Source organism: Spirosoma terrae, from assembly GCF_010435915.1.
GTDB lineage: Bacteria > Bacteroidota > Bacteroidia > Cytophagales > Spirosomataceae > Spirosoma > Spirosoma terrae.
In genome coordinates, this window is the sequence record NZ_JAAFZH010000018.1 from 21,789 (window position 1) to 47,946 (window position 26,158).

General features: G+C 49.3%; 16 protein-coding genes. 3 read left to right on the plus strand and 13 right to left on the minus strand.

The annotated features are described in order from the left end of the window. Positions 1-107 precede the first annotated feature (107 nt). From GK108_RS26700 to rdgB, 3 genes are all read left to right on the plus strand, one after another. The gene (locus tag GK108_RS26700; RefSeq protein WP_212592896.1) at positions 108-1,124 is read left to right on the plus strand and encodes a DHH family phosphoesterase; all 1,017 of its coding nucleotides are present in this window, start codon (positions 108-110) and stop codon (positions 1,122-1,124) included. 80 nt (positions 1,125-1,204) lie between these two features. Next, complete coding sequence (locus GK108_RS26705) at positions 1,205-2,125, plus strand: FKBP-type peptidyl-prolyl cis-trans isomerase (protein ID WP_163954649.1); 921 nt, start codon at positions 1,205-1,207, stop codon at positions 2,123-2,125. 72 nt (positions 2,126-2,197) lie between these two features. Then, positions 2,198-2,779 (plus strand): RdgB/HAM1 family non-canonical purine NTP pyrophosphatase, encoded by a 582-nt coding sequence (rdgB, locus tag GK108_RS26710; protein ID WP_163954650.1) that lies wholly within the window; start codon positions 2,198-2,200, stop codon positions 2,777-2,779. Positions 2,780-2,854: 75 nt separating this feature from the next. Here the strand turns inward: rdgB and GK108_RS26715 are convergent, their stop codons facing one another. The 13 genes from GK108_RS26715 to GK108_RS26775 all read right to left on the minus strand — a co-directional run bounded on the left by GK108_RS26715 (position 2,855) and on the right by GK108_RS26775 (position 26,136). Then, positions 2,855-4,969, minus strand: coding sequence for a peptidylprolyl isomerase (locus tag GK108_RS26715; protein WP_163954651.1), 2,115 nt, complete (start codon positions 4,967-4,969; stop codon positions 2,855-2,857). Positions 4,970-5,313: 344 nt separating this feature from the next. Next, entirely contained in the window at positions 5,314-5,859 is a 546-nt protein-coding gene (locus GK108_RS26720) for a sll1863 family stress response protein (RefSeq protein WP_163954652.1), read from the minus strand. Between the two features lie 60 nt (positions 5,860-5,919). Beyond that, the gene (locus GK108_RS26725) at positions 5,920-6,537 is read right to left on the minus strand and encodes a thioredoxin family protein (RefSeq protein ID WP_163954653.1); all 618 of its coding nucleotides are present in this window, start codon (positions 6,535-6,537) and stop codon (positions 5,920-5,922) included. 185 nt (positions 6,538-6,722) lie between these two features. Beyond that, entirely contained in the window at positions 6,723-7,163 is a 441-nt protein-coding gene (locus GK108_RS26730; protein WP_163954654.1) for a hypothetical protein, read from the minus strand. Then, positions 7,160-10,006: a fibronectin type III domain-containing protein gene (locus tag GK108_RS26735; protein WP_163954655.1), complete on the minus strand. Its 2,847-nt coding sequence runs from the start codon at positions 10,004-10,006 to the stop codon at positions 7,160-7,162. The genes GK108_RS26730 and GK108_RS26735 overlap by 4 nt, the downstream gene beginning before the upstream one ends. Before the next feature lie 2 nt (positions 10,007-10,008). Beyond that, complete coding sequence (locus GK108_RS26740; RefSeq protein ID WP_163954656.1) at positions 10,009-12,126, minus strand: fibronectin type III domain-containing protein; 2,118 nt, start codon at positions 12,124-12,126, stop codon at positions 10,009-10,011. 12 nt (positions 12,127-12,138) lie between these two features. Next, positions 12,139-13,218 carry a hypothetical protein gene (locus GK108_RS26745; RefSeq protein ID WP_163954657.1) on the minus strand — a complete coding sequence of 360 codons (1,080 nt, stop codon included), beginning with the start codon at positions 13,216-13,218 and terminating at the stop codon, positions 12,139-12,141. Positions 13,219-13,230: 12 nt separating this feature from the next. Further along, positions 13,231-19,554, minus strand: coding sequence for a hypothetical protein (locus GK108_RS26750; RefSeq protein WP_163954658.1), 6,324 nt, complete (start codon positions 19,552-19,554; stop codon positions 13,231-13,233). Continuing rightward, complete coding sequence (locus GK108_RS26755; protein ID WP_163954659.1) at positions 19,538-21,232, minus strand: hypothetical protein; 1,695 nt, start codon at positions 21,230-21,232, stop codon at positions 19,538-19,540. Before GK108_RS26755 ends, GK108_RS26750 begins: the two co-directional genes overlap by 17 nt. A gap of 188 nt (positions 21,233-21,420) precedes the next feature. Further along, entirely contained in the window at positions 21,421-22,485 is a 1,065-nt protein-coding gene (locus tag GK108_RS26760) for a DUF3592 domain-containing protein (RefSeq protein WP_163954660.1), read from the minus strand. Positions 22,486-22,518: 33 nt separating this feature from the next. Further along, the gene (locus tag GK108_RS26765) at positions 22,519-23,259 is read right to left on the minus strand and encodes a hypothetical protein (RefSeq protein WP_163954661.1); all 741 of its coding nucleotides are present in this window, start codon (positions 23,257-23,259) and stop codon (positions 22,519-22,521) included. 41 nt (positions 23,260-23,300) lie between these two features. Further along, complete coding sequence (locus GK108_RS26770; protein WP_163954662.1) at positions 23,301-23,927, minus strand: response regulator transcription factor; 627 nt, start codon at positions 23,925-23,927, stop codon at positions 23,301-23,303. A gap of 277 nt (positions 23,928-24,204) precedes the next feature. Then, the gene (locus GK108_RS26775) at positions 24,205-26,136 is read right to left on the minus strand and encodes a tetratricopeptide repeat-containing sensor histidine kinase (RefSeq protein ID WP_163954663.1); all 1,932 of its coding nucleotides are present in this window, start codon (positions 26,134-26,136) and stop codon (positions 24,205-24,207) included. Positions 26,137-26,158: the final 22 nt, after the last annotated feature.

Below are 26,158 nucleotides of genomic sequence, written 5' to 3' on the forward strand. Positions count from 1 at the left end.
CGCAAAGGTAAGTACTTTCAATAGAATTGTCACCCCTCTCAATGCACCCATACGTATCTAAATTATTCGTACTTTTGGGTTTCGATTACAGCCCAGGCTGTTTATTTATGCAAGATATTGACGCAATTGGCACAGTTCTCCAACAACCACAAACTGTGCTGATTACCACTCACCAGAACCCCGATGCCGACGCTGTGGGCTCCTCATTAGGACTGGCGGGCTACCTCCGGAAAAAAGGGCATCGCGTTACGGTTGTAACTCCGACCGATTACGGTCAGAATCTATACTGGATGTCGGGGAATGAGCAGGTGATTCCCTTTGATGAAAAAATACGGGTGTCTGTAAACCAGCTTGTAGAAGAAGCTGATCTTATCTTTTGCCTTGATTTTTCAAGTCTTGACCGCATTCGGGAATTAGCGCCAATGGTGCGGCAGTCGCGGGCTAAGAAAATTTTAATTGATCATCATCTAGAGCCTGAATCCTTTACGGATCTAGCCCTTTGGGACCCTACTGCTGCGGCAACCGCTGAACTCGTTTTCCGATTAATTGTCCAGCTGGGCGATAAGGCTTTAATTGACGTTCCGATTGCTGAATGTCTGTATGCTGGCTTAATGACAGATACAGGCTCATTTCGCCACTCCAACACAACTGGCGATGTACATCGTATGGCCGCTGATCTAATCGATATCCACATTGATGTCAGTAGCATTCATCGCCGAATTTTCGATAACGTCGCTATTGACAAATTTCGCCTTTTAGGCTATGTTCTTAATGAAAAGCTTAAGGTTTTACCAGACTATAAGTTTGCTTATATAACGCTAACTGACGCTGAGTTAAAACAATATCGCTCCAAAACCGGCGACACTGAAGGCATGGTCAACTACGCATTGGCGGTTGAAGGTGTTGTCATGGCCGCTATTTTAATTGATCGTCTGGAAGAGATTCGGATTTCATTCCGTTCCGTTGGTGATTTTTCCGTTCGAGAACTAGCCAGTAAACATTTTAACGGAGGTGGTCACCGCAATGCAGCAGGCGGCCGTTCCAAACTAACCTTAGCTGAAACCGAACGAAAGCTTTTGGAAATTTTACCTGAATATCAGCAACGACTCCTGGAAACAGTTTAGCCCCATCGTGTAATTGCTTATAGCCAAGTGGCCCACAGTTCGACAAGTGAAGACTATTAAACTGAAAACTAATTTTATTTATGTCTCTTAAAAATTTCGGGAAAGCCGCCCTGATCGTCGCTGTTGTAGCGGCTTGCGGTAAAAACCGCGTTCAGGTTACGGATAATGGCCTGAAGTACCAAATCCACGAACAAGCCGATAGCCCCCGTAAAGGTAAAGTAGGCGACATCCTGAGCCTCCACCTAATCCTGCTCAATAGTAAAGATTCTGTTTTACGTGATACGCACAAAGAAGGAGCTCCTTTCCAGATGTTACTTCAAGTGCCACCCTTTAAAGGTAGCTACGAAGAAGGACTAACAATGCTTGGCAAAGGCGATAGTGCTACGTTCTACGTTAGTGCTGATTCATTGTTTACCCGGGCCATGCAACCACTTCCTCCTGGTGTTACGAAAGGATCAGACATCGGTATCGCCGTAAAAGTGGTCAATGTTCAGTCGGAAGATGAGTATAAAAAGGCGCAGGCTGCCGAATTTGAGAAGCAAAAAGGTATTGATACCAAAACCATTGAAGCGTATATTGCTAAGAATGGTTTCGCTGGTAAAGCTCAGCAAACCCAGTCAGGCGTTTATTATATTATTAACCAACCTTCTACAGGCGCTTTACCTAAAGCTGGCGACGTAGTGAAAGTACGCTACACAGGTAAGCTTCTAAATGGTACAGTTTTCGACAGTTCGGAAAAAAGCCTTAACCCACAGGCCAGCGGAGATCCTATCCAATTCCCAATTGGCGTTGGTCAGGTTATTCCAGGCTGGGAAGAAGGGGTTATGAAACTGCACAAAGGCGAGAAGGCAACGTTGCTAATTCCATCAACGCTGGCATATGGACCAAGAGCCAATCCGAAAATCCCCGCTAACTCAGTATTAATTTTCGACATTGAACTCGTTGATATTCAGAAAGGTCAAATGGGCCCTCAGCCTGGAATGCCTCAACCTGGACGTTAATCTGTTCGACCGTTATTTAATTTGTATGAAAGCCGTTCGTAGTTTTACCTATGAACGGCTTTTCTATTACTTATGGAACTTTGCTTTGCTACGAATAACAATCACAAACTAGAGGAAGTATCTACTTCATTGGGAGATGCTTTCCTGCTTAAGACGCTCAATGACATTGGTTGCACGGATGAATTACCTGAAACCTCTGGCACAATCCCCGGCAATTCTCGTCAGAAGGCTGAATACGTATGGACGAACTTTGGTGTTTCCTGCTTCGCCGACGATTCTGGCTTAGAAATAGATGCGTTACAGGGCGAGCCGGGAGTCGACAGTGCTTTTTACTCTGGCAGCCGTAGCTTCGAAAACAACATCAAAAAAGTGCTGACTAACTTATCGGGCGAATCCAATCGTAAGGCTCGCTTTATCACGGTCTTCACCCTGTTGCTGCATGGCGTTGAACACCAATTTGAAGGTATTGTAGAAGGCCAGATTTTACAGGAACCTCGTGGCATTGGTGGGTTTGGCTACGATCCTATTTTTCTTCCCGACGGCCATGATCGCACCTTTGCGGAAATGTCGCTGGACGAAAAAAGCAAGATCAGCCATCGCTCAAAAGCACTCGCTAAAATGGTGGCTTATCTGAAAGATCAGGTAAAGCAATAGCTAGCTTGTTTCGCAAATAGAAAGCCCCGACCTTATTGTAGATCGGGGCTTTCTATTTATATGTGCAGATCGATACTAGTAGAACTTAGCGCGACGATCTTCAACTTTAGCCGCTTCTTTAATCGCTTCGTTGATGTAGAAGCCTGTCCGGGACATACTATTTTGTTGCAGCTGTGTTTTGTATAAGCTGTAATCAGCAATAGCCGGAGCTGGTGTAAGTTTCGTTGTTTCAACAACCAGAACACCGCCATCGCCAGCAAACGGCTTCGAGCGCTTACCTGGCTTCAAACCAAATGCTTTGCCTAGCGCAACCGGATCAACACCTGCACTACGTAGGAAACCAGTAGCTAACGATACATCTTCTACCGACTCAACTAATGCACCAGCACCGTATTTCTGAGCAATAGCCTCAAGCGTACCGCTTGCACTACCAAGTTTACTGATAATCTGTTCGCCTTTTAGTTCGTTACGTACCTTAGCCGTCAGTTCAGCCCGGTAATCATCAACTTTTACATCATCTTCGTCTGTTTTGTTGGTCAATACGGCAATAACGTACTGATCACCTATTTCGAATGGCTCAGAAACAGAATTCAGATCCGTTTTGTCATCGAACGCCCAACGAACAACCGAACGAGCATCTGCCAGTGCGTTAATGTTGGTCGCATTTTCGGGAACACGATCAGCCGTGGCTACCACGATTGACTTATCTTCCTTCACTTTAGCATCAAATTCTTCTTTCGTCCGAACTTCTGATGCAAACTGATCGGCTTTCCGAAGCGCTTCATCACGAGTTGTCTGGCTAGGAATGATCGTCTTTCCAATAGCAGCTACCCGATATAACAGATTCGTTTTCGGCTCGGTTACTTTAATAATATGATAGCCGAAATCCGTTTCAACTACGCGAGGTAACAATCCTGCCGACGTAGCGCCAAACACTGCGGTTTCAAACGGCTTCACCATCTGCCCATTATTCTTGAAATAGCCCAGATCGCCACCGTTCTGAGCCGATCCATCCGCACTGTTCGTTTGCGCCATTGCTTCAAAAGCAGCACCGCCCTGAATTTGCTTCAGGATGCTTTCTGCTCTACGACGCGCTTCGGCTTTGGCTGAATCGGTCTGTGCTGTTGGCCGAATTAAAATATGGCTGGCCCGCGCTGTGAAACTCGTGTCGCGTTTGGTACCGCCGTATTTATAGATAAAATACGTATTACCTTCCCGGAATGGCCCGTAAATACCACCTGGAGAGAAAGTTGGGATAGCGGCCCGGAGTTGCTCTGGCATTTCACCTGCCGTCATGTAAAGCGGAGTGCGAACATCACTATTCTGTAATGCAAACGTAGAATCGTTTTGTGCAGCGCCTAATCCACGCGCCAGTGATTTTATCTGGTTGTAGAGCGTTGCACTATCCTCTTTAGACGGTGCGATCGAAAACGTTACGTACTGAAGCGAGCGGGTATTAGCTCCCGGATACTCATCTTTATGTTTATTGAGATAGTCCTGCAATTGCGAATCCGTCACCTTAACCGTAGTATCGTTAATGGTGTAGTACGGCACGAACAGGAACTTAATATCCGCTTTTGCATTTTGAGCCTGATATTCTTTTTGTGCTTCAGCGGTGGTCACATAGGTCGATAAACGCATCAACCCTTCGTATTTCTCACGCAGCCGATCAGACTCCAGATTTTTCTCAAAACTTGCCCAGGCAGCCTGTTGCTGAGGAGGCAGATTTTTTAACCCTTTCAGGTAATTGATAATGGTACTTTTGTCGAATACGCCCGTCTGAGGATTCGTGAACGCCTGACGAACGGCCGGGCTAATATTATTCCCCTGAACCATGTCAACCAGCTCTTCTGGCGATACTTTCAGACCAAGTTTATCAAACTCTTTCTGATAGGCAATTTCAAAAAGTAACTGATTCCAGGCTTGTTCGCGGAGCTGAACCAAATCCTGCTCAGCTGGGGCACGGCCAGTTTGTTGCTCAAACTGAGCCCGAAGCTCGTCCACTTTGGCATTAAACTCTTGATAATCGATGGATTGGCCAGCAATTTCACCGACTTCCTGTTGGTTTCCGCCGAACAGCAGACTACGACCGCCGAGCAAATCCCCCCCCACGATGAACAGAATCAAACTGACGGCAATAACGCCTACAGCCAGTCCTGAACGTTCTCTGATCTTGTTAATGACAGACATTTCGCTTTATACGTACAATTTAGCCCGCAAAATAACAATTTTCCCTCCTGGAATACAAGGCTTTCTGAGCAGATCTTATCAACTTTTATATACTACGATCAATCATTGTATCAAGATTATACGACAAACCAAGAGGAAATCGATATAGACGAGTAATTCGTTGCTAGCTGAAAACAGCTATATGGCAATGATAAAAATTTACAAACAGGTCCTTCAGGAAAATAAGTCCATCACCGACTCGCGAATCTGATGTAGAAATATCTCCTCAAAATTCCACAAAAAGAAACGCTGACCGTGGCCACGGTCAGCGTTTCTTTCAACTTGTTTTATGCAGTAACCAGCACTTAGTTTTTATCCAGTTTGTCGCCCGCTTTGTCAAATGCGTCTCCAATGTTGCGACCGGCTTGTTTAAAACCTACTTTGATATCTTTCCAGGCATCCTCCGTAGCATTTTTTGCTTTATCGATGTCGCGGCCTAGTTCTTTACGTTCGTCTTCGAGTTTAGCCAGTTGCTCTTTTGATTTTGCCTTTGCTTCAGCACTTTCCTGCTTCATATCGGCTTTCATCTTCTCAATTTTAGCATCCAGCTTATCTTTCTGCTCATTCATTTTAGCAACGGCCTCATCGCGTTCACGTTTAAAATCAGCAACAGCCTCATCTTTTTTCATTTCAGCCTCCTCACCTGCTTCTTTCATATCCGCTTTTGCGTCCTCTGTTGCGTCTTTAGCATCGGCAGAAATAGCATCGCCCGTTTTTTCCAGCGCATCTTCTGTCCGGGATTCTTTTTTGCCATCGGAGTTACATGCCTGCAAAAAAACGAGTGACGAAGCCAGCATTATAGTACCAGCAATGTGTTTCAGTTGGCTAAAATTTAAGCGTGACTTTTCCATTAGGTTTTGTGTAGTTTGATTTTCATCAACCCATTTGGCAAATGGTGTGCCAGAACCTTACTACTTCCATTTGATCGCGCAGCCGATAGGCTTGGTAATGGGCGACTGAACGGGGCGACCAGCCAACAAACTAGTCACAGCTTCGTCAACGTAGCGTCGTTGTACATTAGCCGCATCCTGCGGATTATCATCAATTGTACCAACGTATTCCAGAATGAACTGACCATTGGTTCGTTTCATTACGTAAACCTGGGGCGTCCGGTTAGCCCCAAATGCCTTCGCGGTTGTTTGAGTCTCATCTATCGCGTACGGAAATGGAAACGCTTTATCCCGTGATCTGGCTTTCATATTCTCAAAAGAGTCGTCCTCATAGGCTGCCGGATCGTTCGGCATAATAGCCAAAACGGGATATCCCTGAGAAGCAAACTTACGGTCAAGCGCAATCAGGCGATCCTCATAGGCTTTAGAGAACGGACAGTGATTACTGGTAAAAACGACAATCAATCCTTTTTGCGATTGATAATCGTTAAGCGATAGTGTACGGCCATCTACATTTTTTAGTTGGAAGTTGGCAATGGCATCGCCAAGGTTGTATCCTTTAGACAATTGTGCCACCGCACTCAGTGAATTTCCACAAGCCAACCACCCAACCAGTAACAGGCCCATTAAACGGTTCATACGTCGTTTTTCTTTTGGCATTTGTGTATTAGATAACCGATGAAGCCGAAAGATTAACCAGCTGCCGTATATAATGACCCCTGTTTTTACGTTACCGTTCGCTCATTGCTCAAATCTACTTAGCCAATGGGTAGTATTTGTTACCGCAGACGACTTATTTCTCCACTTGTCGTATTAAAAATCACTTACTCAGTAATTAAAGCATATTGATTCACAGTGTTTCCTGTTTTCCGGCTCTCAGCAGTCCGCTCCAGTTTGAGCGTGGTTCCATCTGGCTGGGGTAAGATATAGTATTCGATAACTCCGCCCGTATTGGATGGTTTTGGATTCAGATTTTCCAGGATGAGCCGTTTATTATCGGTCGAAATGGTGTACGTTCCCGTAATCAGCCGTCCGTCAATATCAATAAGACTGACTTTGCTGGGTTGACTCAAATCGAGCCGAAAATTGACGTAGCCAGGCTTGGCATTGCTGGTCGCCCCTTTTGTGTAAACCAGAATATCGCCTTCTTTTACCGTTTCGGCCAGCCATACTTTACTGATCAGATCCGTAATCGGTTTTATCGTTTTAGGCTGGCAACCAACAAGCCCAATCAGTAAGGCAATAAAGAGCGCTTGTTTTTTCATGGCAGTACAATACGTTTGGTAAGCGTCCGATTATCAGCAACTATAGCTACGATATACACACCGGCAGGCCATTGATCCAGTCGATAGCTCCACGTATCAGCTATACCAACGCGCCGATGATCGTGCAACACCGGCTGCCCTGTTACCGTAACGACACGAATATCAGCCTGCATCACCTTATACCAGTTGGTAGCAACGTTCAACGTGCGATCAGTCGAAAAGATAGTCGTATGCGTATCAAGCTCATCTTCGATGGCAATAATGATCTCCTGAATTTTTGCAATGGCTATATTTGAATACGCTGAGCTTCCGGCAGCATTTTTAAGCTGAATCCGATAGTAGTACGTCGTAAACTCCTGTAGGCCTTTGTCGAGATAGGTCGTTTGCGTAGCTGGCTGTTCGTTAATGGGAACAAAACCGCTGTTTGGATTGGTGGAACGCTCAATAACAAGCGTTACGGCTTTCGACGAAACGGGGTCCCAGCTTAGCTTAGCCTGATCATAGTCGGCCACTTCGGCCTTCAGATTCGTAGGTGTTGCTGGCGGAGCTAATGGCGTTGTTGCACAGACTGGCTCTGTAAACGCCGACGGACCAGCCGCATTGACAGCCCGTACCCGGAAGCAGTACTGCGTTTCGTCAGCAAGCCCTTTCACTTCGTAGTTTGTCGACTCTGCCGGTAACCGCGTAATGGTTGTGAACGTACCCGTTGCGCTATTGCTCTGCTCAATCTCAAATCCGCTTTCATTCGTAGACAAATCGGCCCAGGCCAGATCGATCTGGCTAGATGACACGGGTTTAGCAGTTAATCGTGCTGGGGCAGCAGGAGGTACATCGGGAGTTGTCGCATCAGCTACGTTACTGACCGGGCTTGTCCCGCTTACATTGGTTGCCTGAATTCGATAATAGTAGCGCGTGTTGGGCGTCAGATTGTTATCCGTATAACTGGTTGTCGTTCCCGCTACAGTCGTCAGTGAAGTCCAGCCACTCATTCCGGTTGTGCTTTTTTCAATCAGAATAGTGGCGGCCGTAACAACAGTCGTCCAGGTTAAACTGATTTGGGTGGTTGAGATGGCTGTTGCTTTCAAATCCTGGGTTACGGCCGGAGGACCAACCGGCGTTGTTACGTCAACAGGAGTCGTATAAGCCGACGGACCGGCCGCATTGATGGCCCGTACCCGATAATAATACTTCGTTTGAGGCTGTACCGTTTTGTCAATATACGACGTAGTGTTAAACACGACTTCATCAATCTTAGTCCAGGCACTGCCATCTGGCGATCGTTCAATCTGAAAGCCTGTTTCGTTGTTGCTAAGATCGGCCCATTGCAGACTAACCTGATTATACGTAACAGCCGTAATAGCCAATCGGGCAGGAGCAGTTGGCGGAACGTCGGGCGTTATAGCCGATGCAACGCTGGAAAAATCACCCGGTACACCGGCACTGTTTAACGCCCGAACGCGATAGTAGTAACGTGTATTTGGCGTCAGACCATTATCGACAAACGTAGTAGCCGTAGCGGGTGATGGTCCAATGTTCTGCCAGGTATCGGCTCCATTCGGGCTACGTTCTAGCTGATACCCACTGGCGCCGGCAACGGCATTCCATGTTACGCTAATCTGGGTAGTAGACGTAGCAACGGCTGAGAGATTCTGAGGTACGCCCGCCGGTGGCGCCGGTGTAGTAGCACAGGCAGGCGGATCGGTATAACCACTGGCCCCAATCTCATTGACAGCCCGTACCCGGTAACAATACGTCTTATTCCCCTCTACGCTATTGTCAGTATAATTCTGCGTATTGGCATCAACTTCTTTAATTTTTGAATAGGCTCCCGATAGTCCATCAGCCCGCTCAATATCGAACCGACTTTCGTTGTTCGATAGATCAGCCCATTGCAGGTCGATTCGGTTATAGGCAATCGCCTGCGCCTGCATACGACCGGGCGAACTGGGCGCACTCTGTTGTGTTTTAGCGCAAACCTCTACTGAATACTCATGACCACTTTCACCAATACGGTAGCAATAGTCGGTATTGGCTTCCAGACCCGTATCGGTGAACTCGCCACTGTCGGCCAGCCAGTCCTTGATTTTGCTGAAACTACCGGTTTGCCCTTTCCGTCGCTCAATGGTAATGCCTGATTCTTTTCCGTAGGGCGTCCAGCTCAACTTAATGGAGCTGCTGCTAAGTGACGTAGCCTGTACGTTCTTTAGGTTGGTAGCTGCCAAGGGTATTGTCTGGCAGGCGGGCCCGGCGTATCCCGACGAACCACCTCCATTAACAGCCTGAACCCGATAGCAATATTGCTGTCCACCCTGTACGCCATTGTCGGTCAGGCCGGGTGTTCGACTATAGGAAACCGTTTGTAACAGGCTGTAGGCTCCTCCCTGAATAGATCGCTCCACGCGATACGTTGCAGCGGTACCCCCATTGCCATTGGTCCAGGATAGGACCACGCTGCCATTTTGCAGCGTCGCACTAAAACCGGTTGGTGTTCCGGGCGGCTCCTGCGGAGTTGTCACGGTGAGCGTATTGGAATACGTCGACGAACTCGTTGCAAAAACCGCCCGAACACGATACGTATACGTATTGAGAGCCGTAACCGACTTATCCTGATAAGAGGGCGTATTGGGTAAGGCTTCGCCAATCTTTACAAAACTTCCCGTCAAACCCAGCCGCTCAATGTCGAACTTGATTTCGTTCGTCGATTTATCGTCCCAGGCCAGATCGATCTGATTATAGGCCGTAGCCGTTACTCTCAGGTTCGTAGGCGCGTTGGATTGAGCAACCAGGCGAGTTAATGCCATCAGCACCAAGCTCAGTACTAGAAAACCGTTGCGTGATTTCATGGCTATTTGACATCAACTTTAACCCGATTGGATAGACCCGATTCGCGCCCATCCTGATAAATTACTTTGACCGCGTATTCATATTGCCCCTGCTGAATAGCTTTATCCGTAAAGGTCTGCTCCCGGTTAACGGCGTTGTAGGTACGCAGTGGCTCCCCACTAACACCCCGGTAGATGACGTAGCGAGCCAGGTTGTTCGGTAGTTTCCAGTTTAGCACTACGGCTTTCTGATCAGACGTCAGACTTGCTTTTAGCTGCTGTGCCGGACGCGGATACGCCTTAGGCGTTCGAACCTGCAACGGAAAGGATTCGGGCGACCGCAGACCGGCTGAATCAATCGCTATCAACGCATACTGATATGCCGTATTTGCCTTCGTAGCGGTGTCGATATACGTAAACTGGCCAGCCGATAGCCGGGCGTGTTCGCGCCAGCGTTCAGATGATTCGTTACGTCGAAGCAACAGCTGCTCCTTCACATCATCGCTGGCGCTGGGTCGCCAGGTGAGTTTGACGGTCGTATCAGTCGCGGCAAATGATTCGATGGCAGGAGCGGCCGGGGCAATTTTATCAGGGCGTGTCAGCACCAGAATATCCGATGGCGGACTGGGGTTATTTTTCTGGTCCCAGGCAATCACCCGATAATACAGCCGGCGAGTGAGGGTACGTAACGTAGTGCGATCATCGAAGGTACTGGCCGGCAAAAACCCCGCCGTTAGTGGCGTAAAAACATGGGTCGGATCATTGGCGAATACCACCGTATACCCCCTAATATCGCGGTCAGGACTAGGGTCCCAGACTACCCGAACGAAGCCCGTTGTGTCGATATAGCCCTGCAAGTTTTTAGGTTTAGCGGGTCCTTTCACATCGTTGAATCGGCAAAAGACGGCTGGTGTTGATGCAGCATTCCGGGCCGTATCGACCGCAACCACTACGTAGTACGTCCGTTCGTATGGGTCAGCATGTTCGTCAACAAATGTGGTCGTACCGGCTGGAAGCAAGGCAGTTGTTACGGGTTTGAATGGGCCATTGGCTTCTGAACCACGACCTACGGCGAATCCGGCCAGATCACCAGCAGCATTGCCATATTGCCAGTTGAGTTGAACCCGCGTACCCTGCTGATGCTTTACGTTCAGTTTTGAAACGGCTCTCGGTGGCGTCTGATCAATAGCCTGCGCCGTTAAGACAGCAGACAGACGGCTCAACTCAGCAAAAGGGGTTATCCCAACAATCCGATATTGATACGGATAATAATTCCGGGCCACAGAATCTTTATACTCAAAAACCGTAGCAAACTGCGCCACCGACGATTGCATCCAGGGGCGTTTGTTTAATCGACGAAAGCTACGTCCGCCATTGTCGGAGCGTTCGATGTAGTAAGCCGAAAACTGCTCCTGGGTTGCCATTCGATTCCAGCGCAGTTTAATGACCCGATCAGCAGGCTCAGCACTGACGGGAACCATGACGGGTGGTGGCGTCGGTCCATCGTTGACCACAGTAGCTTTTCCGAGCGAAGTAGGATAGTTTTTTGAGTTGGCCAACGGATAAATCGAATAGAAGTAAACCGCGTCTTTCTCAACGTTACGATCCGTAAATCGCAGGCCCATTCCCTCTGCATGACGGGCATTGGCATCGGCCAGCGTCAATCCAATCATCAACAATAAATCGTCCTGCGTTTTCTGCTGTACAAGCTGATCGAGCGTTACCGCCTGCCCCGCTTTTTGAACACTGGTTTTTCCATACAGGAGCTGCGCACACACGCCTGCCAACGTATCGCGCGGGCCTGCTTTCTGCTTCCACTCATCTAAAGTCCAGGGAGAAATTTTACGGGTAAAATCCGGTTTCAGTTTTTTGTCGGCTCCCAGGCTCCGGCGTGTCAGTACGTAACCACCGCCACGAACGGCAGCCCGAAACAACAAGGCATTGTTGGGTGCCCAACGTAGCACAATCGAGTCGCCATACGAACGAGTCAGTAGCATAACCTGAAACTGGCTCAGGCTATCAGCAGACGAATTTGTTGTTACCGTTGATGGAGCAACAGGTCGGGGTTTATTGTTTGGACGCTGTGCAATTGCCGAATAAGCAACCAAGAAAGCGATTAACAGGAATACGTAGCGATTCATCGATTGAGCAGATTACGGAATGATGAATGAGGATGGCGTGACGGACGACGACCAGGTGGTAAACAAATCAAGCTCCGGACAATCGCACTGATCGTCCCATAATAATGCACTACTCTGTGCATTAGCCGACTTGCCAATAAGCCACGAAAACGCCCCAAATTGCACGCCATAGCGCTTAAAAGGCACCGACGTACCGTGCCGGTTAGCAGCAAACTGATACGTACCAAGCTTATTGCCCTGTTTCCGGAGCACATAATTGTCATATAGTGCCTTGAAAACCGGATCATTTTGCTTCACTACGTTATCAACGGAAAACAAATAAACCAGCTTCAGAGCCGCCATAGCGGCCGCTGGCTTGCTGTTATTTTCCAGGGCATAGAATAGCAGAAAAGTATCTCCGTAACTGGCCCCGGCCTGCCCCGTCGCATACTGAATGAGTGGCGCCAATATGCCTATCGGGTCAGGTCCTTCAATTAGATTTTTCAGGTTCAACTTATCCAACTGATTATGCATGTTCATCACAAAAGGCGTATTCTCCTTATAGATGTCTTTTCCTTTATACACCGCATCGCTGTATAACCCCTGCGAACTCCCCCAGGCTTTCGCAGACTCAATGATCGCATAGATCATTTGGTCGACCAGCTCCTTATTGTTGTTAGGATTCAAATTGACGCTGGCCGCTTCGATAAAGTTGTCGAGATTGTTCAGAATCCGTTTTTGGTACAGATCTTTTACTAAGTTGGCGTTGAAAGCGATCCCGTATTTGCCCGGCTTGGTTTTCGCGTAAGTATCCGGAAGGTTAAGCTGACCGTTGATGGATGCTCCCACCACCGTAGTCGTGTTTTTCTGTGAGTTCCCATTGAAGGATGCTCCCGGCGATGCCATTACGTCCGACAGATTCGTGTAGGTACCATTCTGTGTCTGGCTCTGTGTTGGCTGGCTCCCCAACGTACCAGCGTTGACCAAAAGCGTCATATCGGTTGCAGTCATTGCTGGTACGCCAGCTTTCATCGGCTTCGCCTGCCCCCAGACATTACTTGCGGAGACAACAGCAACGAAGAACGAGAGGCTGATTAGTTGACAGTAGTTCATGGCTGAGTGAGCTTATTTTTTGGTGGATAGAAGCATAATTTCCTGATCAGTAAGTGGCGCTTCGGCACCTTCCAGCAGCCAGTTGAACGACATGATGGAGCGCATCAGCCGGTCGTAGTCGACCGGTTCGAGCGTAGCCTGCTGACCAGCCGGACCTTTGGCGGTGAACAGTTTTTGCCCATTACTCTTGGTGGCCGTAGCGAGTTTGTTGATCAGATCGACAGTTGGTTTTACAAAGTCATTGAACCAGGGATTACCCGCATCGTCGGGACGGAAAAGCACCAAGGGAGGACGAACGATCCCTTTTTTCAGTGTTTCCCATTCAAGTTCATACGTATCGAATCCCTCCTTCCCTTTCATCGGCACCACGAAATAGCCATCGGTAGTAGGATTCCCATTGACCAGGTTTTTCACCTCATTACTCAGAATCTGGGTATCGCTGAGTTTTTCGGCCAGCGTGTTGTAGCGGCTCGTCTGGAACGGATAGCTGTATAGCAACTGCTCGTATTTCTTCTTGATCTGGGTAGCCTGCTCTTCCGGCGTCAGTTTGACTTTGCTGTTGTCCGTTTGCGCCGTTGCCGTAACAGCCAGCCCCATAGTCGTACTACCCAGTTTCCCCGAACCTAACTGCTGGTATTCGACCGCATTCGATACGTACTGCGTAGACAGATCATTAATCGTTTTTGCCTGTGCACCCAAACCAGCTCCCGGTTTAACGGAAGCGGTTAGGTTTCCTGAAGCCATCGGGTTTGGTACCGAATTTGAATTACCGGAAGCCTGTCCACCAGCCTTCATTTGACCGGGCATTGGCGTATTACCCAGATTGGGTTGCTTACCAGCCATCTGCCCGGCCAGTGCACCCGGTGTCGACACGCCAGACAAAGTAGTACCTGTTGTTTTATCCGGCGCGTTACTAGTCGCTGTGAAGGAAGAGAAACCAGTATAGAACTGGGTTTGCATATTGGCAGCAACAGCCACCATCATGGCCATTCGAGCTTTTTCTTTCTGCTTCTCCAGCTCAGCGATCTGCGCTTGTATATACTTATCGTTCGGAACACGTACTACGTCGATTCGGTAGATCATCTGTTTTTTCAACCCCACGGGAATCGTATAGGACACCCGAATGCCATCATAGTTGACTTTACTGGCCAACAATGCATTATCGACGTTGAACGCACCGCCTGTTGGAGCAGCGAGTGGCACAAACCGTACGTTCAGATCAAAGTTTTCATCGCTCTTGATTAACTCATTACAACAGCTGATGGCGGTCTTCTCCACATACCCAACAGTGGCATCGCCCACGGTGAAATACCGCTGACCTTCGAAGGGGAACGAATAATTAACCGTAGCATCGGAACCCTCGCGCGTCAGCGTACCATTACAATCGCCCGTTAGGAACTGAACGGTCTGCGTGTCATTGACACTAGCGGGTTTATCCAGCTTACCGTCTTTTCCCTTACTGGCAAAGAGATATTCGGCCCAGTTGCCCTGAATACTACCGCAATTGCCAGGAAGCCCACTGTTTTTGTCCACGCAGTTGCTGGCTTTGATGTATACCTGAATACCGACCGTCAGCGAATAGCTGGTATTGGGGATCAGTGCCGCATCGCGGTAGAACGTAGCGTTATAGCTTCCTTCTTCAAAGTCATCCCCCGCAGTCTGATCCAGTACAAGTCGGCCTGTTTCAACATTGACGCATTGGACGTATTGGCTATTTACGCTGCCGTTGGCCGGGGTCAACTTAAATTGTTGCCCTGGTTTAAAATCGAGCCGGAAGGTGCGATACGTATCCAGTACGTTTCCGTCTTTGTCCACATCATTGACTTCAATCAGTGTTCGGATCGGGTAGTTGAAGCTGGCGTAAAGCGCGCTGATCGTGCTGATCGGATCTTTGCCACTGGGTAACACCATCGAAATGATCGGCATGCTGGCAAATGGGTTTGGCTGTTGCATCGCCACCACACACCGATAGTTTTTCTGGTACCAGAACTCCGCCTTTACCGATCCTTTGATCCGGCCACCCAGCACCCGGTATTTCAGCAGGGCGCTACCATGCAGCCATACCGGATTGACTACGCCCCCCTCCAGCAGAGCGGCTGCCGTAATTTTCAGCGCTTCGACCCGCCCGGAATAGAACCACATATCGATTTCGATGCCTAACTCCAGATCCAATGCCGCATACAGCTGTCCGTTGGCATACCAACCATTAATACCTGGATTCATATTACCCTTAGCGGCTTCCGAGCCCGGATCGGCCGATGGGTCACCGGCACAGGTTAGGCCATTTCTCAGCAACAGATCGAATCCGGCCTGCGCCGTAAAATCAATGTAAAACGGCCCGAAGTTATCGTTGTAGGTAAAGTTCATGCCTGCGCCAAAGGCCAGTGCATCCTTCGGTACGCTGGAGCCGCCTACATACCCCAATTGCTTCAGTAGGGCTTCATCCACTTTATAAGGGCTGGGCGGCAGTTTATTGATCCCAGCCAACTGTGCCTTACCCAGAAAGAAGTACGACGCAAAATCAAGGCTAAAGATGTTTTTGTCTTTAACGTCCAACCCGAACGTTACCGTCACCCGATCCTTGTCGCTGACGGGTTTGCCGAGGTATACGTAGAAATTATCCGTATTGACCAGGTCGATATGTAAGCCCAATTCGCCATGACCACTGGCAAAGAATCCACCTAACCGATAGTCGGCCACCAACGTAGCATTTCCGGTAATCAGTGTGGGGCTGTTATTGACGAAATCAATAGAAAAGATACCGCGCCCTTCGGCCAGTGGCTTATCGGCAACCAATAGCTGCGCATTCGCATCGAGCGTTACGTTGTTGAGACTCAAATCGCCGTCGCAATTGTTGAAGCCGACCGAGAGCCGCCCCGTCAGGCCAACGGCCGTACCGTCGACCGTTGTAATACCCATAGCTGCCTGAAAACCACATCCGCCACGTTGTGGAGCAAATTTAATGTTACCCGTAGGTTCGCCTTTAGCCGTTGTGTCCAGGGTCATCTTCATGTTATTGAATGCCCCACCGCCAAATTTCCGGAGATTGATGGCGGGCGCAATGGGCACGCCGACACCGGGCAATTCGGCATAACCGCCTACCTGCCAGTAGCGATACCAGCCTTGTGTATCGTGTTTACTGCCGAAATAGCCTTCCAGGGTAATCCCTCCAAAACTGGCGCCCAGCATGGTCACCGTTAAGGAGGACGAAACCCCTTTACCGTATACCGGGTCACCAAATCCCCCCCCGTCGAATCCGTATTTAACCAGGGAACCGTCTATTGTTAGCGGCCCTATCGAGCCATGAACCGAAGCATCTTTAATATCTGATGTTACGTACTTCCAGTCGGGTCTGCCCTGTCCATTATTACCAATCGAGAAGCGAACGTAGCCTGTTGCTCCGGCCGTTACCGACGTAATTTTGGTAAGATTCATAGCGCCCATCAGATTGATGTCATATTCCCCTGCTTTGTTGCTGGTCGCTTTCGCTACGTTAACACTCTTCAGCTCCAGCGGCAGGCCGCTCTCTTCAGTGTCACCGGCAATGTAGCGCTGTGGCGAGTTCAGCCCGGCCGTAAACGCACCGGGATCGAAAACATCTTCCCCAGACGGTGGATTAGTCTGAAAAGTCAACCCCTCTACCTTCATATTGGGGGCAATCAATATGCCTGTGTTCAGGCTGAGTGTCATATTCAGCACCGCCTTCGCGTTAAAACCTACATCATTATACGTAGCGGTAATAGCTGTTACGTTGGGCTGGCCGTTTTTGAGTGTTTTCAGTGTCTGCCCTTCTTTCTCAATGGATAACTTTGCCTTCCAGATGTCGACTTCCGCATCGTTTTTAGGCGATACCACAAACTGGAACGAGCTGCCTTTCTGCTCATCTTTGGTGTAGGTACAGGTCCAGGGCCACACAGACGACTTACCGGCGTTGTCGCCGGCGGTATACTTGAAAATAGGCAACACAACCAGCCCGTTCAACCCGCCCCCCGTGAAGCTGCTCTGTACAAACGTCAGCGAGAGCTGATCGGTGGAACAATACCAGCCGCCCAGGCTCCCTTCGCCCAGCGCAATCAGCGGTTCCTGAGTGGTTCCCGCTAAGGCAACGCCAGTAAAACCATTGGCATCGTAAATCATGTTTTTCACCGCAACGGGTACGTTCTTCCCGTTGTTGAGCGCCTTCATAAAGGGCATCGTCACCGACAGAGTCGGTAAATACAATCCCTTCCAGGTAGGATCTTTGCCCGGATCGTAGTTGGCAGGCATTGTGCCAGGGTTGTTGATATCGTCGTGGTCGTAAATGGCGGGGTGAATAGTCCCATTCTCATCTTTCATCGACATCACAAAGTCGGGCAAAGCGGATGCATAGAAATCGTCTTCGGTTTGCACGTTGGCCGTCCAGTTTTTGAAATCGGGCTTTGGCAAATCGGCCGATGGCATATCAAAGGTGGCCAGGAGTTCGAGCGGCTGGCCGTTAGTGGCCGGATCGTTCGATTTACGGAGCAAGCCGGGTGTATTGATACCCGCCGATACGTGCAGGGTCTTAAACCCATTTTCGTCAAAAACTACATGCGTCACCTTGTTCTGAAGTATTTTCAGGGCTACAGCTCCACCTTTTAGTGTGAGCAGGCTCGACGCAACCATATCTTTCGCCAGATAGAGCACTTTATCGCCACAGGTGCCGTCGGGTTTAATGCAAATGTGATAACCCGCCAGTGGTATGCCGTTGAACTGGGCACTCATCCCCGGCGCTTCGATAAACGTAGTGGCGTTGAAATAGGCGTCTTCAGCCGTGAAAATCACATCAGTAATCGCAATGTTCGTACTGATCGGCCCTAGGTTTTTGTCGATCCCAAAGGGTACTTCCATGCCCACGCTCTTCGCGACTTCGCCAGCCTGCGAGAGCAATTGGCCGGGAAATGCTTGTAGCTGATCACTGAGTTTCTGGACCTGCGCTCCTACGCTGTCGGCATTCTCGGTGCTGATAGTCGGCATTCCGGGCGGTTTGACGCTGGGCTTGCTGGCCGCCGGGAAAATGCTGGGAAATTTATTACTACGAACGGCCTGCACATAGCCGTTGATGACTTCGCCCTTCTCATTACACTGTACATTCACCAGCTGAACCCGCAACTTGAAATAAGGATTGTTGACAATCGGCATAGGAATGGTCGCATTACCCGTCAGTACGCCGTCCACTTCCTTGACCCCGTCAGCTGTTTTCAGAAAGGTTATCGGGAAGCCCGCAACGGTAGCTTTTCCGGCCTCCAGAGCCGGTTTGTTATTGCTATCTTTATTACCGGTAAAGGTGTATTTACACGAGCAGGAAGCGCCAATTTCGCCTGATTTATAGACGTATGCCACCGGTTTTTTATCGCTCAGCGTGTCAGAAGCTCCGTAAGTAAACGCACATACTGGACTTTTGCCATCGTTCTGAAAGTTCAGTTTGCGCGACCGATCAATGGCCTGCACGCGCCAGGCGTAACGCTTACCAACCTGCAAGAGCGGCTGTGTAGGCCCATAGAGGAACGTACTGGTCCGCAGATTCCGAATCTCGACACCCGATTTGGGCAGTGCTATAGCATCGATAAATACGTTTGGATCAACATCGGTCTGCGGTAGTTCCACAACACGTAGTGTATACTCGACCGACGCTGGCGATACGCCTGCTGGCGGTGTCCAGGTGAATACCATTGCCTGGGGCATCGTAGCGGTTACGGTAGCCTCGCAGAAGGGCGAAATCAGAATGGGTGGCTCTACCGACCGAACCACGATTGGGGCCGAGCAACCGATTGGGAATTCGGCCGAAAGCGGCTGCCCAAACGCAACGGCAGCCGTATTGGTAGGAGTTTCGTTATACGCCCGAACGCAAAGCTGATACGTACCGTCGGGCAGTGGAAAACCTCTCGACAACAGATTTTTGTCGATACCGGTTACCTCAACCTGATTCAGATCGAAAAGTCCTTCGAGATCATTCCGGGTCAACAGCGTCTGGCCGGGCGGAATGGTTACGGGTCTGGGTGGCCGGTAGTTGGGCGACGTATGAATGTCGATACCGTTATCGCCCGTCAACTGGCCCATGAGCCGAATCTGATACGTAGTACGGCTGGTATTAATGATAAAAACGCGCACCTGCTGGCCCGTTCCGGGATAATCCTGCAAATAGGCACTGTAGGGAGGCATTACGTTTACCTGTATCTGCAAGGGGAAAACCTGCGCGAACAACGACTGACTCAGCGACGTACTAAGCCATACGATCCACCACATACAGACAACCCGCCCCCATCGATAAGGTCGTCGGTTGGTTATAACAGGCAGCTGTTTAGAAAGAAATTCCATAGCCGAGATTGCCTCTGAGTTCGTTAAAGGTCTGTTCCTGAATACCCGTATTTGAGTTCAGATAATTGAATGATACGTTGATCGTCTGCCGTTTGGCGATCTGATAGCCACCATTCGCCGACACGGTCAGTACTTTACCCGTTATTCCCGACTGCTGATTGACCAGATAGCTGGCATTGAAAGATGTGGTTAGCTTCTTCTCCACAAAAGATTGGGTAGCGCCAATCGTTGGTCCGAAGAACCGGACGGTCTGATTCGTATCGCCAACGGCAATGGGGAGCTGCGTTTGTGTGTACGACAACATGCCGTTGATACCCCATCCGGTTGTGGTCTGTTGGTAGAAATAGCCCAGATTCAGGTTAACGTTGTTATTCTCGGTCTGGCTGGCGGTAGTGGCGTTCAGATCGCTCAGTTTCTGATACGTAGTGGTCAGTGTGAAGACCTGCAATACGTCCTCTTTCTGAAGCGTATAACGCGTATTAACCGTGGCCGACAGATTGTTCTGAGCCAGCTTCAACGTATCGATTATCGGCCGAAGACCCGCCTGCTGGCTAATGCCATAGTTCGACAGTTGCACGTCGAGTCCGAATTTGTTAGCCGGATTATAGGAAACAACCAGCGAACCGATAGACCGACCAGTGCGGGCATTTTTGTTGTTGGCCAGATTGTCGTACTGAATACCATAGCTCCCCGACAGCCGCAGCTTTCCTTCCATCAGCGTCAGGCTGGGCGCAATGGCGTAGCTTTCGATATCGCTTTGGAAGTAATACGCTCCCATTGTCTGGAAATTCGGGTCAATCCGTTTGTATTGAAGCTTGAGACTAGCCCCCTGCCCCTGATAGCCAACCGATGCCTGCGTAGCCTGCGTTAGCTGGGTCGATAAACGCGGGGTCAGGAGCTTACCGAAAAAGCGGACCACCGGATTACTTCCTTCTGCCGAAACAATGGTGCTACGTACATCGCGCGTAAAGGCGCTAACCGCGCCATCTAATTCAACCGTAATGTGCTTCAGGATTAGCAGCCGGGTAGTTATGCCCACAACCAGATTCTCGGCAGGTGAAACGGTTTGTGTAACAGATTGAGGTGTGGTAGTAATGGAAGCCGAGTCGTCTTTGGCCCGTAGCATGATAAAATCGACGTAGTTGCCTGGTTTACCGTAGCCCACTTTCACGGCATAGCCGCTACGCTGATAGGCCGGAATGATATCAGGCTCAGCCAGGTTAGAAGAAATCGCCTTATTGAAGCGACCGTAGACAGCACCAAGCCGGAGTTTGCCGGGATTCAGTTCGACACCGCCACCCAGAAATGTATGGCCAGCCAGCGTAAAGGGCGAAAACGATACGTTCCGATAGCCCGCGTGAACCGTTGCCCATTTATAGGATGGCGATACACCAAACTGGTTGAATGGTTGCCGAAAGCTACTTCCCTGATTGCCCAGCACCGCCGAAAACGGAAGTGAAATACCGCCCGGTAACGCCACCGTAACCGATCCACTGATACCAAAAGGAGACGGTTGATTTCGGGCGGTAATCCCACTGGCTGTATAGAACCCGGCATAAGCATTCAAGCCGCCCGATACTTTTACCGGTAGGTTTTTACCAGCCGGGGTATCCGTCTGAGCCCGTACCGGACAGATCAGCCAAAGCCCATAAACAAGTAGCAGTAGAGAGGAACGCATTCGCTGACACAGATTAGACTAGACCGTCGAAAACCTGTGTCAAAACTACCTACGTCCTCTACGTCGATCAATCGGATAAATGTATGATAGGGAAACTACGCTTAGCAGCCAAACAAAGAATAAACCACTACAAATCAGCACATTATATCAAAACCCAAGAAATAACAGAGAAGACAATACACGTATAACTACCCAATCCGAGCGGAGCGTTTTGCCTTGATTTGGGAATATAGGAAGAGTAACAGAAAACAGACCGATAAACCAATGCTGAGCAATGGCCCCGCCCACTGCTCAGAAAATGACTGAATAGCTCCCGATTCGGGCGACTCCGGATCATAGATTACCGCTACCTGATCGCCGATTGAATAAGCGGCTGGACTGGAATAGGTGTTCCCGGCAAGTTCGTAGGTTTTTCCGTCAACGGAATACCGAACAATGGGCGCGCTTGTATTGCCTTTTATTTTACGGACCATATCTACTACGTTGCCGCTGGTGGTAACGCCATGCACAAGAAGCCACCATGAACGACCTATTTGCTGCACACTGAAATAGATAACCGTAATCAGTAAACCGCCAATAACGATACGCCACCCCCAGCCTCCCGATTTCGTTTCAGACGTAGCAGGCTTATCGACTTGCAAGCGAGCCATTCCTTCCTGAACACTCATCGAACCAGTAGACACTAAAACAAGCGTCTGCCGTACTAGCTCCGGTTCTAAATAGGTTCTTTTTCGGCTTAATGCGCTTATCCCCAATAGACTGACCACTACGAGCGCCCCTCCTAGGCCGCCAAAGAATAAGAGCGGTAGCCAGTTGATCCAGAAGGATTTGATTGCGGCTTTTTGGGGTTGGCCTGGATCATACGTAACAACCACCTGCTCACCAACTGTATAAGCTGGTGGGCTCGACGCTACTTCACTCTCAAACGAATAGGATTTCCCATCGACCTGATACGTAACGACCGGCGCCCACAACCGACGGCCCGTGGTTTTACGTACCATCTGGGCTACGGTTCCGTTGGTTTCCCGGATATTGGCGTTCTCCGACGCCTGGCTCATTGTTACCTGCCAGGCGTGATACACTAAAAAGATACCAACACTAAAAAATACCAGTAATAAAAGCCAGGAAAAACCCGCTTTCAGTCTATGCAACGACGATTTTTCATTGACCTGAACATACGATTCAGCTTCCGCTACGCTGAGCGAACCCTGAGCAAGCTGCTCTAGAATGGACTGAGTAGTCGAAGCGTTCATAGCAGAAAGAGCCACTGAAATAGACAGGCTAGCTTATCGGTCAAACCCAACCCCAATAGTAACAACAATAGGATTTAGTACTTGCAAATTCGGAATCGATGATACGAATTGGCTATCGCCCATAACCGAGTTATACGCTTTTTCCTGTTTGGCAGTCATTATGGCTGGCGGACCGAAGGTTATTGTAATGGGCGTTTTCTTAGCGAGCTTACTCATCTGACCACCCTGCCAGTCGGAAAGTACTCCGCCATAATCCCACGCAAAACCCCAGATTTTGAATGGCTTTCCGTTACGTTGTTCCAGCTCTTTCAAGGTCGTACCGATACGTAGTCCATCAGTTGTGTGCCACTGCGAAGCCGCTAAGCCGGGAATTGGATTACCCTCATCATCAACCAGCGTTGGCCGAATAAGTACCGTTTCGGGTTTACTACGTCGCTCATCGCTATAGATAATCTGCACTTCGTCTGGAGTGCCTTTGTAGAGCGTAGTGCCGGAAAACGTAGACCCTTCCGGTCCATACAACGTATCGCCTGCCGTTACGACCGATTTGCCCAACTGCTCAAGCAAATCCGCTTCGGATGTTGTGGCAGTAACCGGGCCAACACGTTCGCCGGGAACTACCAGAAAATCATTATCAGCCGTCCCCGCTACACGCGTAGAGGAAACCGTTATGGTTGAATCAGCCGGCAGCGAGTCTGTTTTCGATGATTTTGGCTGACAGGCCGATAAGGCTGTGATCAATAAGCAGAAAGCAGGGAACGCATTGATAGTCATAATCCGTCTTTTGCTGGTGTCGTAAAAACGTAGACCAGGCTTTATTTAAATAATCCCGTTTTCAACGCCTTAGCGACTGCTTCGGACTTGGAATTGACGTGGAGTTTTTCGTAGATATTGACAATATGCGTACGAACGGTTCCCATGCTAATGTTACAATGGTGCGCGATGAGTTTGTAGCTATCTCCTTCTACCAGACGTTGCAGTACGTCTTTTTCCTTGTCGGTCAACAAAAACTCATTTGCCTTTGGTTGCCGAAAGGCTTCCAACACTTTGAGCGCAATAGACGGAGACATAGCCGCTCCGCCCGACATGACTTCCCGGATGGCTTCGATAATCTTATCGGCGGGTGTTTTTTTCAGCAGATAGCCGACCGCCCCCGCCGAAATAGCCGCAAAAATCCGTTCTACGTCTTCAAACACCGTAAGCATCAGAATTTTAGGGCGTGTGGTACGTTCCCTGATCAGTTTAACCGCTTCGATACCCGTACGACCAGGCATGTCAATGTCCATCAGAATGACATCGGGCTGACTGTCAACGACATTCTCTACCGCCTGAAGCGCATTCGGGTATTGTCCCGTCACGATCAAATCGTCGGTAGCCTCGATAATCAGGGCCAGTGTTTCTCGTAACGACGTATTATCGTCAAAAATAGAGACTCGAATCATAGATTCTCTACGGGTACTTTAAAGGTTCCATTTGTTATTACCACCTCCCGTTTTTGTTGAGTAGTATAGGTTTTCATCGAAAAGGTACCTTCGATTGTAGACCCATCGAATTTTGTTACGTCTGCCTTGTCTTTCTTACCACATCCAGACAGCAGCGCCATCAGACTGATTAGTAACCCTATGATGATCTCTTTTCATGAAATCGTCCGTTTGCCAGCAATACCTGACAAAAGTAACCTACTCATGAATACCAATAAATCGGATAAATGTATGACCCTTATGGATTGACAACCAGTTGTAAACGAGTACCCTGACCCGGTGCCGACTGAACATCCAGCGAACCACCCATTGCTTCGGCCCGTTGCTTCATACTGGTCTGACCGGTACGTTCGCGGGGCTGCGTCAGGTCGAAACCCTGGCCATTATCTTCAATCACGACCTGAAGTTTGCTGTCTTTTCGTTCAAACCGAACGGTAGCTTCTGTCGCTCCTGAATACTTAACCAAATTATTGATAGCCTCTTTACCAATTAAATACAAACTCCGCCGAACCTCCATCGACATGGGGGCAGTCTCCAGGGTTGGATCAATCACGAACGAAAAACGAATAGCCTTCGATTCCATCAGCGGCTGGGCATATTCCTGCAAACGCAGAGCAATTCGTTGCAGCGAGTCGTTGCCGGGATTGATTGTCCAGATGATTTCATCGATCGATTCGAGAATCTGGCGCGCATCGGTATAGATTTTCTGCACCATTTTCTGAGCCGTTTCGGGGCGATTCTGGCTGAGCAGGGCATCAGTATGCCCACTCAGCATTGAGATGCTACTTAACGTACTGCCGACTTCATCGTGAAGATCATGCGCAATTTGCCTGCGTAAACGCTGGGCTTCTTCGAGCCGTCGAAGCCGGGACCGATTCAGCAGCCAGGCACTCACACTAGCCCCCAGCAGCAGAAGCAGCACACTGCCCGCAATCAGGACATTGGTCTGAAAACGGGTGCGCTCGTTCTCCTGCCGGTTGAGTTTGGCCTGCTGCTGCAGGAGCTTAATTTGAGCTTCTTTCTTCTCTGTTTCGTATTTGGCCATCATTCGCTGCACTTCGGCCGATGTACGAACGGTAATCGTGGAATCCATGTGCTGGTTTCGTTCGAGCTGAAAGACGTAAGCCTGCTGGAAATCTTTCATACCCCCGTACAGATCGGCCAGTCCCTGCGTGTAGATGGCTATTTTCTTACTGTCATCCAGCTCGTTGGCCAGCGCCAGCGCCTTCTTCATGTTCAACTCCGCCAGCTTATAGTCGTTGAGTTCCTCGTAGACTTGCCCCAGATTGAAATAATCCGTAGCCATTGCTCCTTTGTTCTCCTGCTCGATGGAAATAGCCAATGCCTGCTCGATAGCGCGTTTAGCTTCGTCCAGCCGTTTCAGCTCTCGTAAGACCAGACCCGTATTGACTAAGATATCCGACTGTAGCAACCTCGATTCAGACTCTCTGGCGTGTTTAAGGGCCGTACGGTAGTAAGCCAGCGCTTTGTCGTACTGGTTCAGGTCATCGTAGCATCGACCAATATTCTGTTCAGTAATAGCTATACCGTACGGCGCTTTCAACTGCTGGTTCAATGCCAATGCCTGTTGGAAATAGCCGATGGCTTCGCGAGGCCGTCGGGCCTCTTTCAACGCCAGCCCAACCCCATTGTACGTATTTTCGTTGCGCGGCTGAATGTTGTACTGTTCCTGCATACGAAGCGAACGTAAGGAAATGTCGATGGCTTTTTCGTGCTGATTCAGGTTACGATAAGCCGTTCCGAGGTTCGTCATCGCGTTGGCCAAAACACGCGGAGAAAGCTTCTTCGCTTCCGCAATGGCTAGTGCCTTCAGCAGATAATCCAGGGTTTGCTGCGGCCTGCCTGATAGGTAGTAGTTGGTCCCCAGAAAGGTGTTGGCCTGATAGATACCACGATCAAAACTAAGTTTGATGGCCAGTTTTTCGGCCACGCGTAATAAGGAATCAGCCCGGTCGTAATTGGCCCTGGCCCGTGTAGTCAGATTCCCCATTTTCAACAGAGCATTCACGTAATTGGTATCGGTTGGAGAGTGACTCTGAACATAATTTTCCAGCGAATCGAGCGAGCCGGGTATTTGCGCGATTAGCCTATCGCTACTGATCAGAAGCAGACAGAACGTAGTGAGCAGGCAATAGTAAATTGGTTTCATCGATGTCAGAGTAGACTTAGGT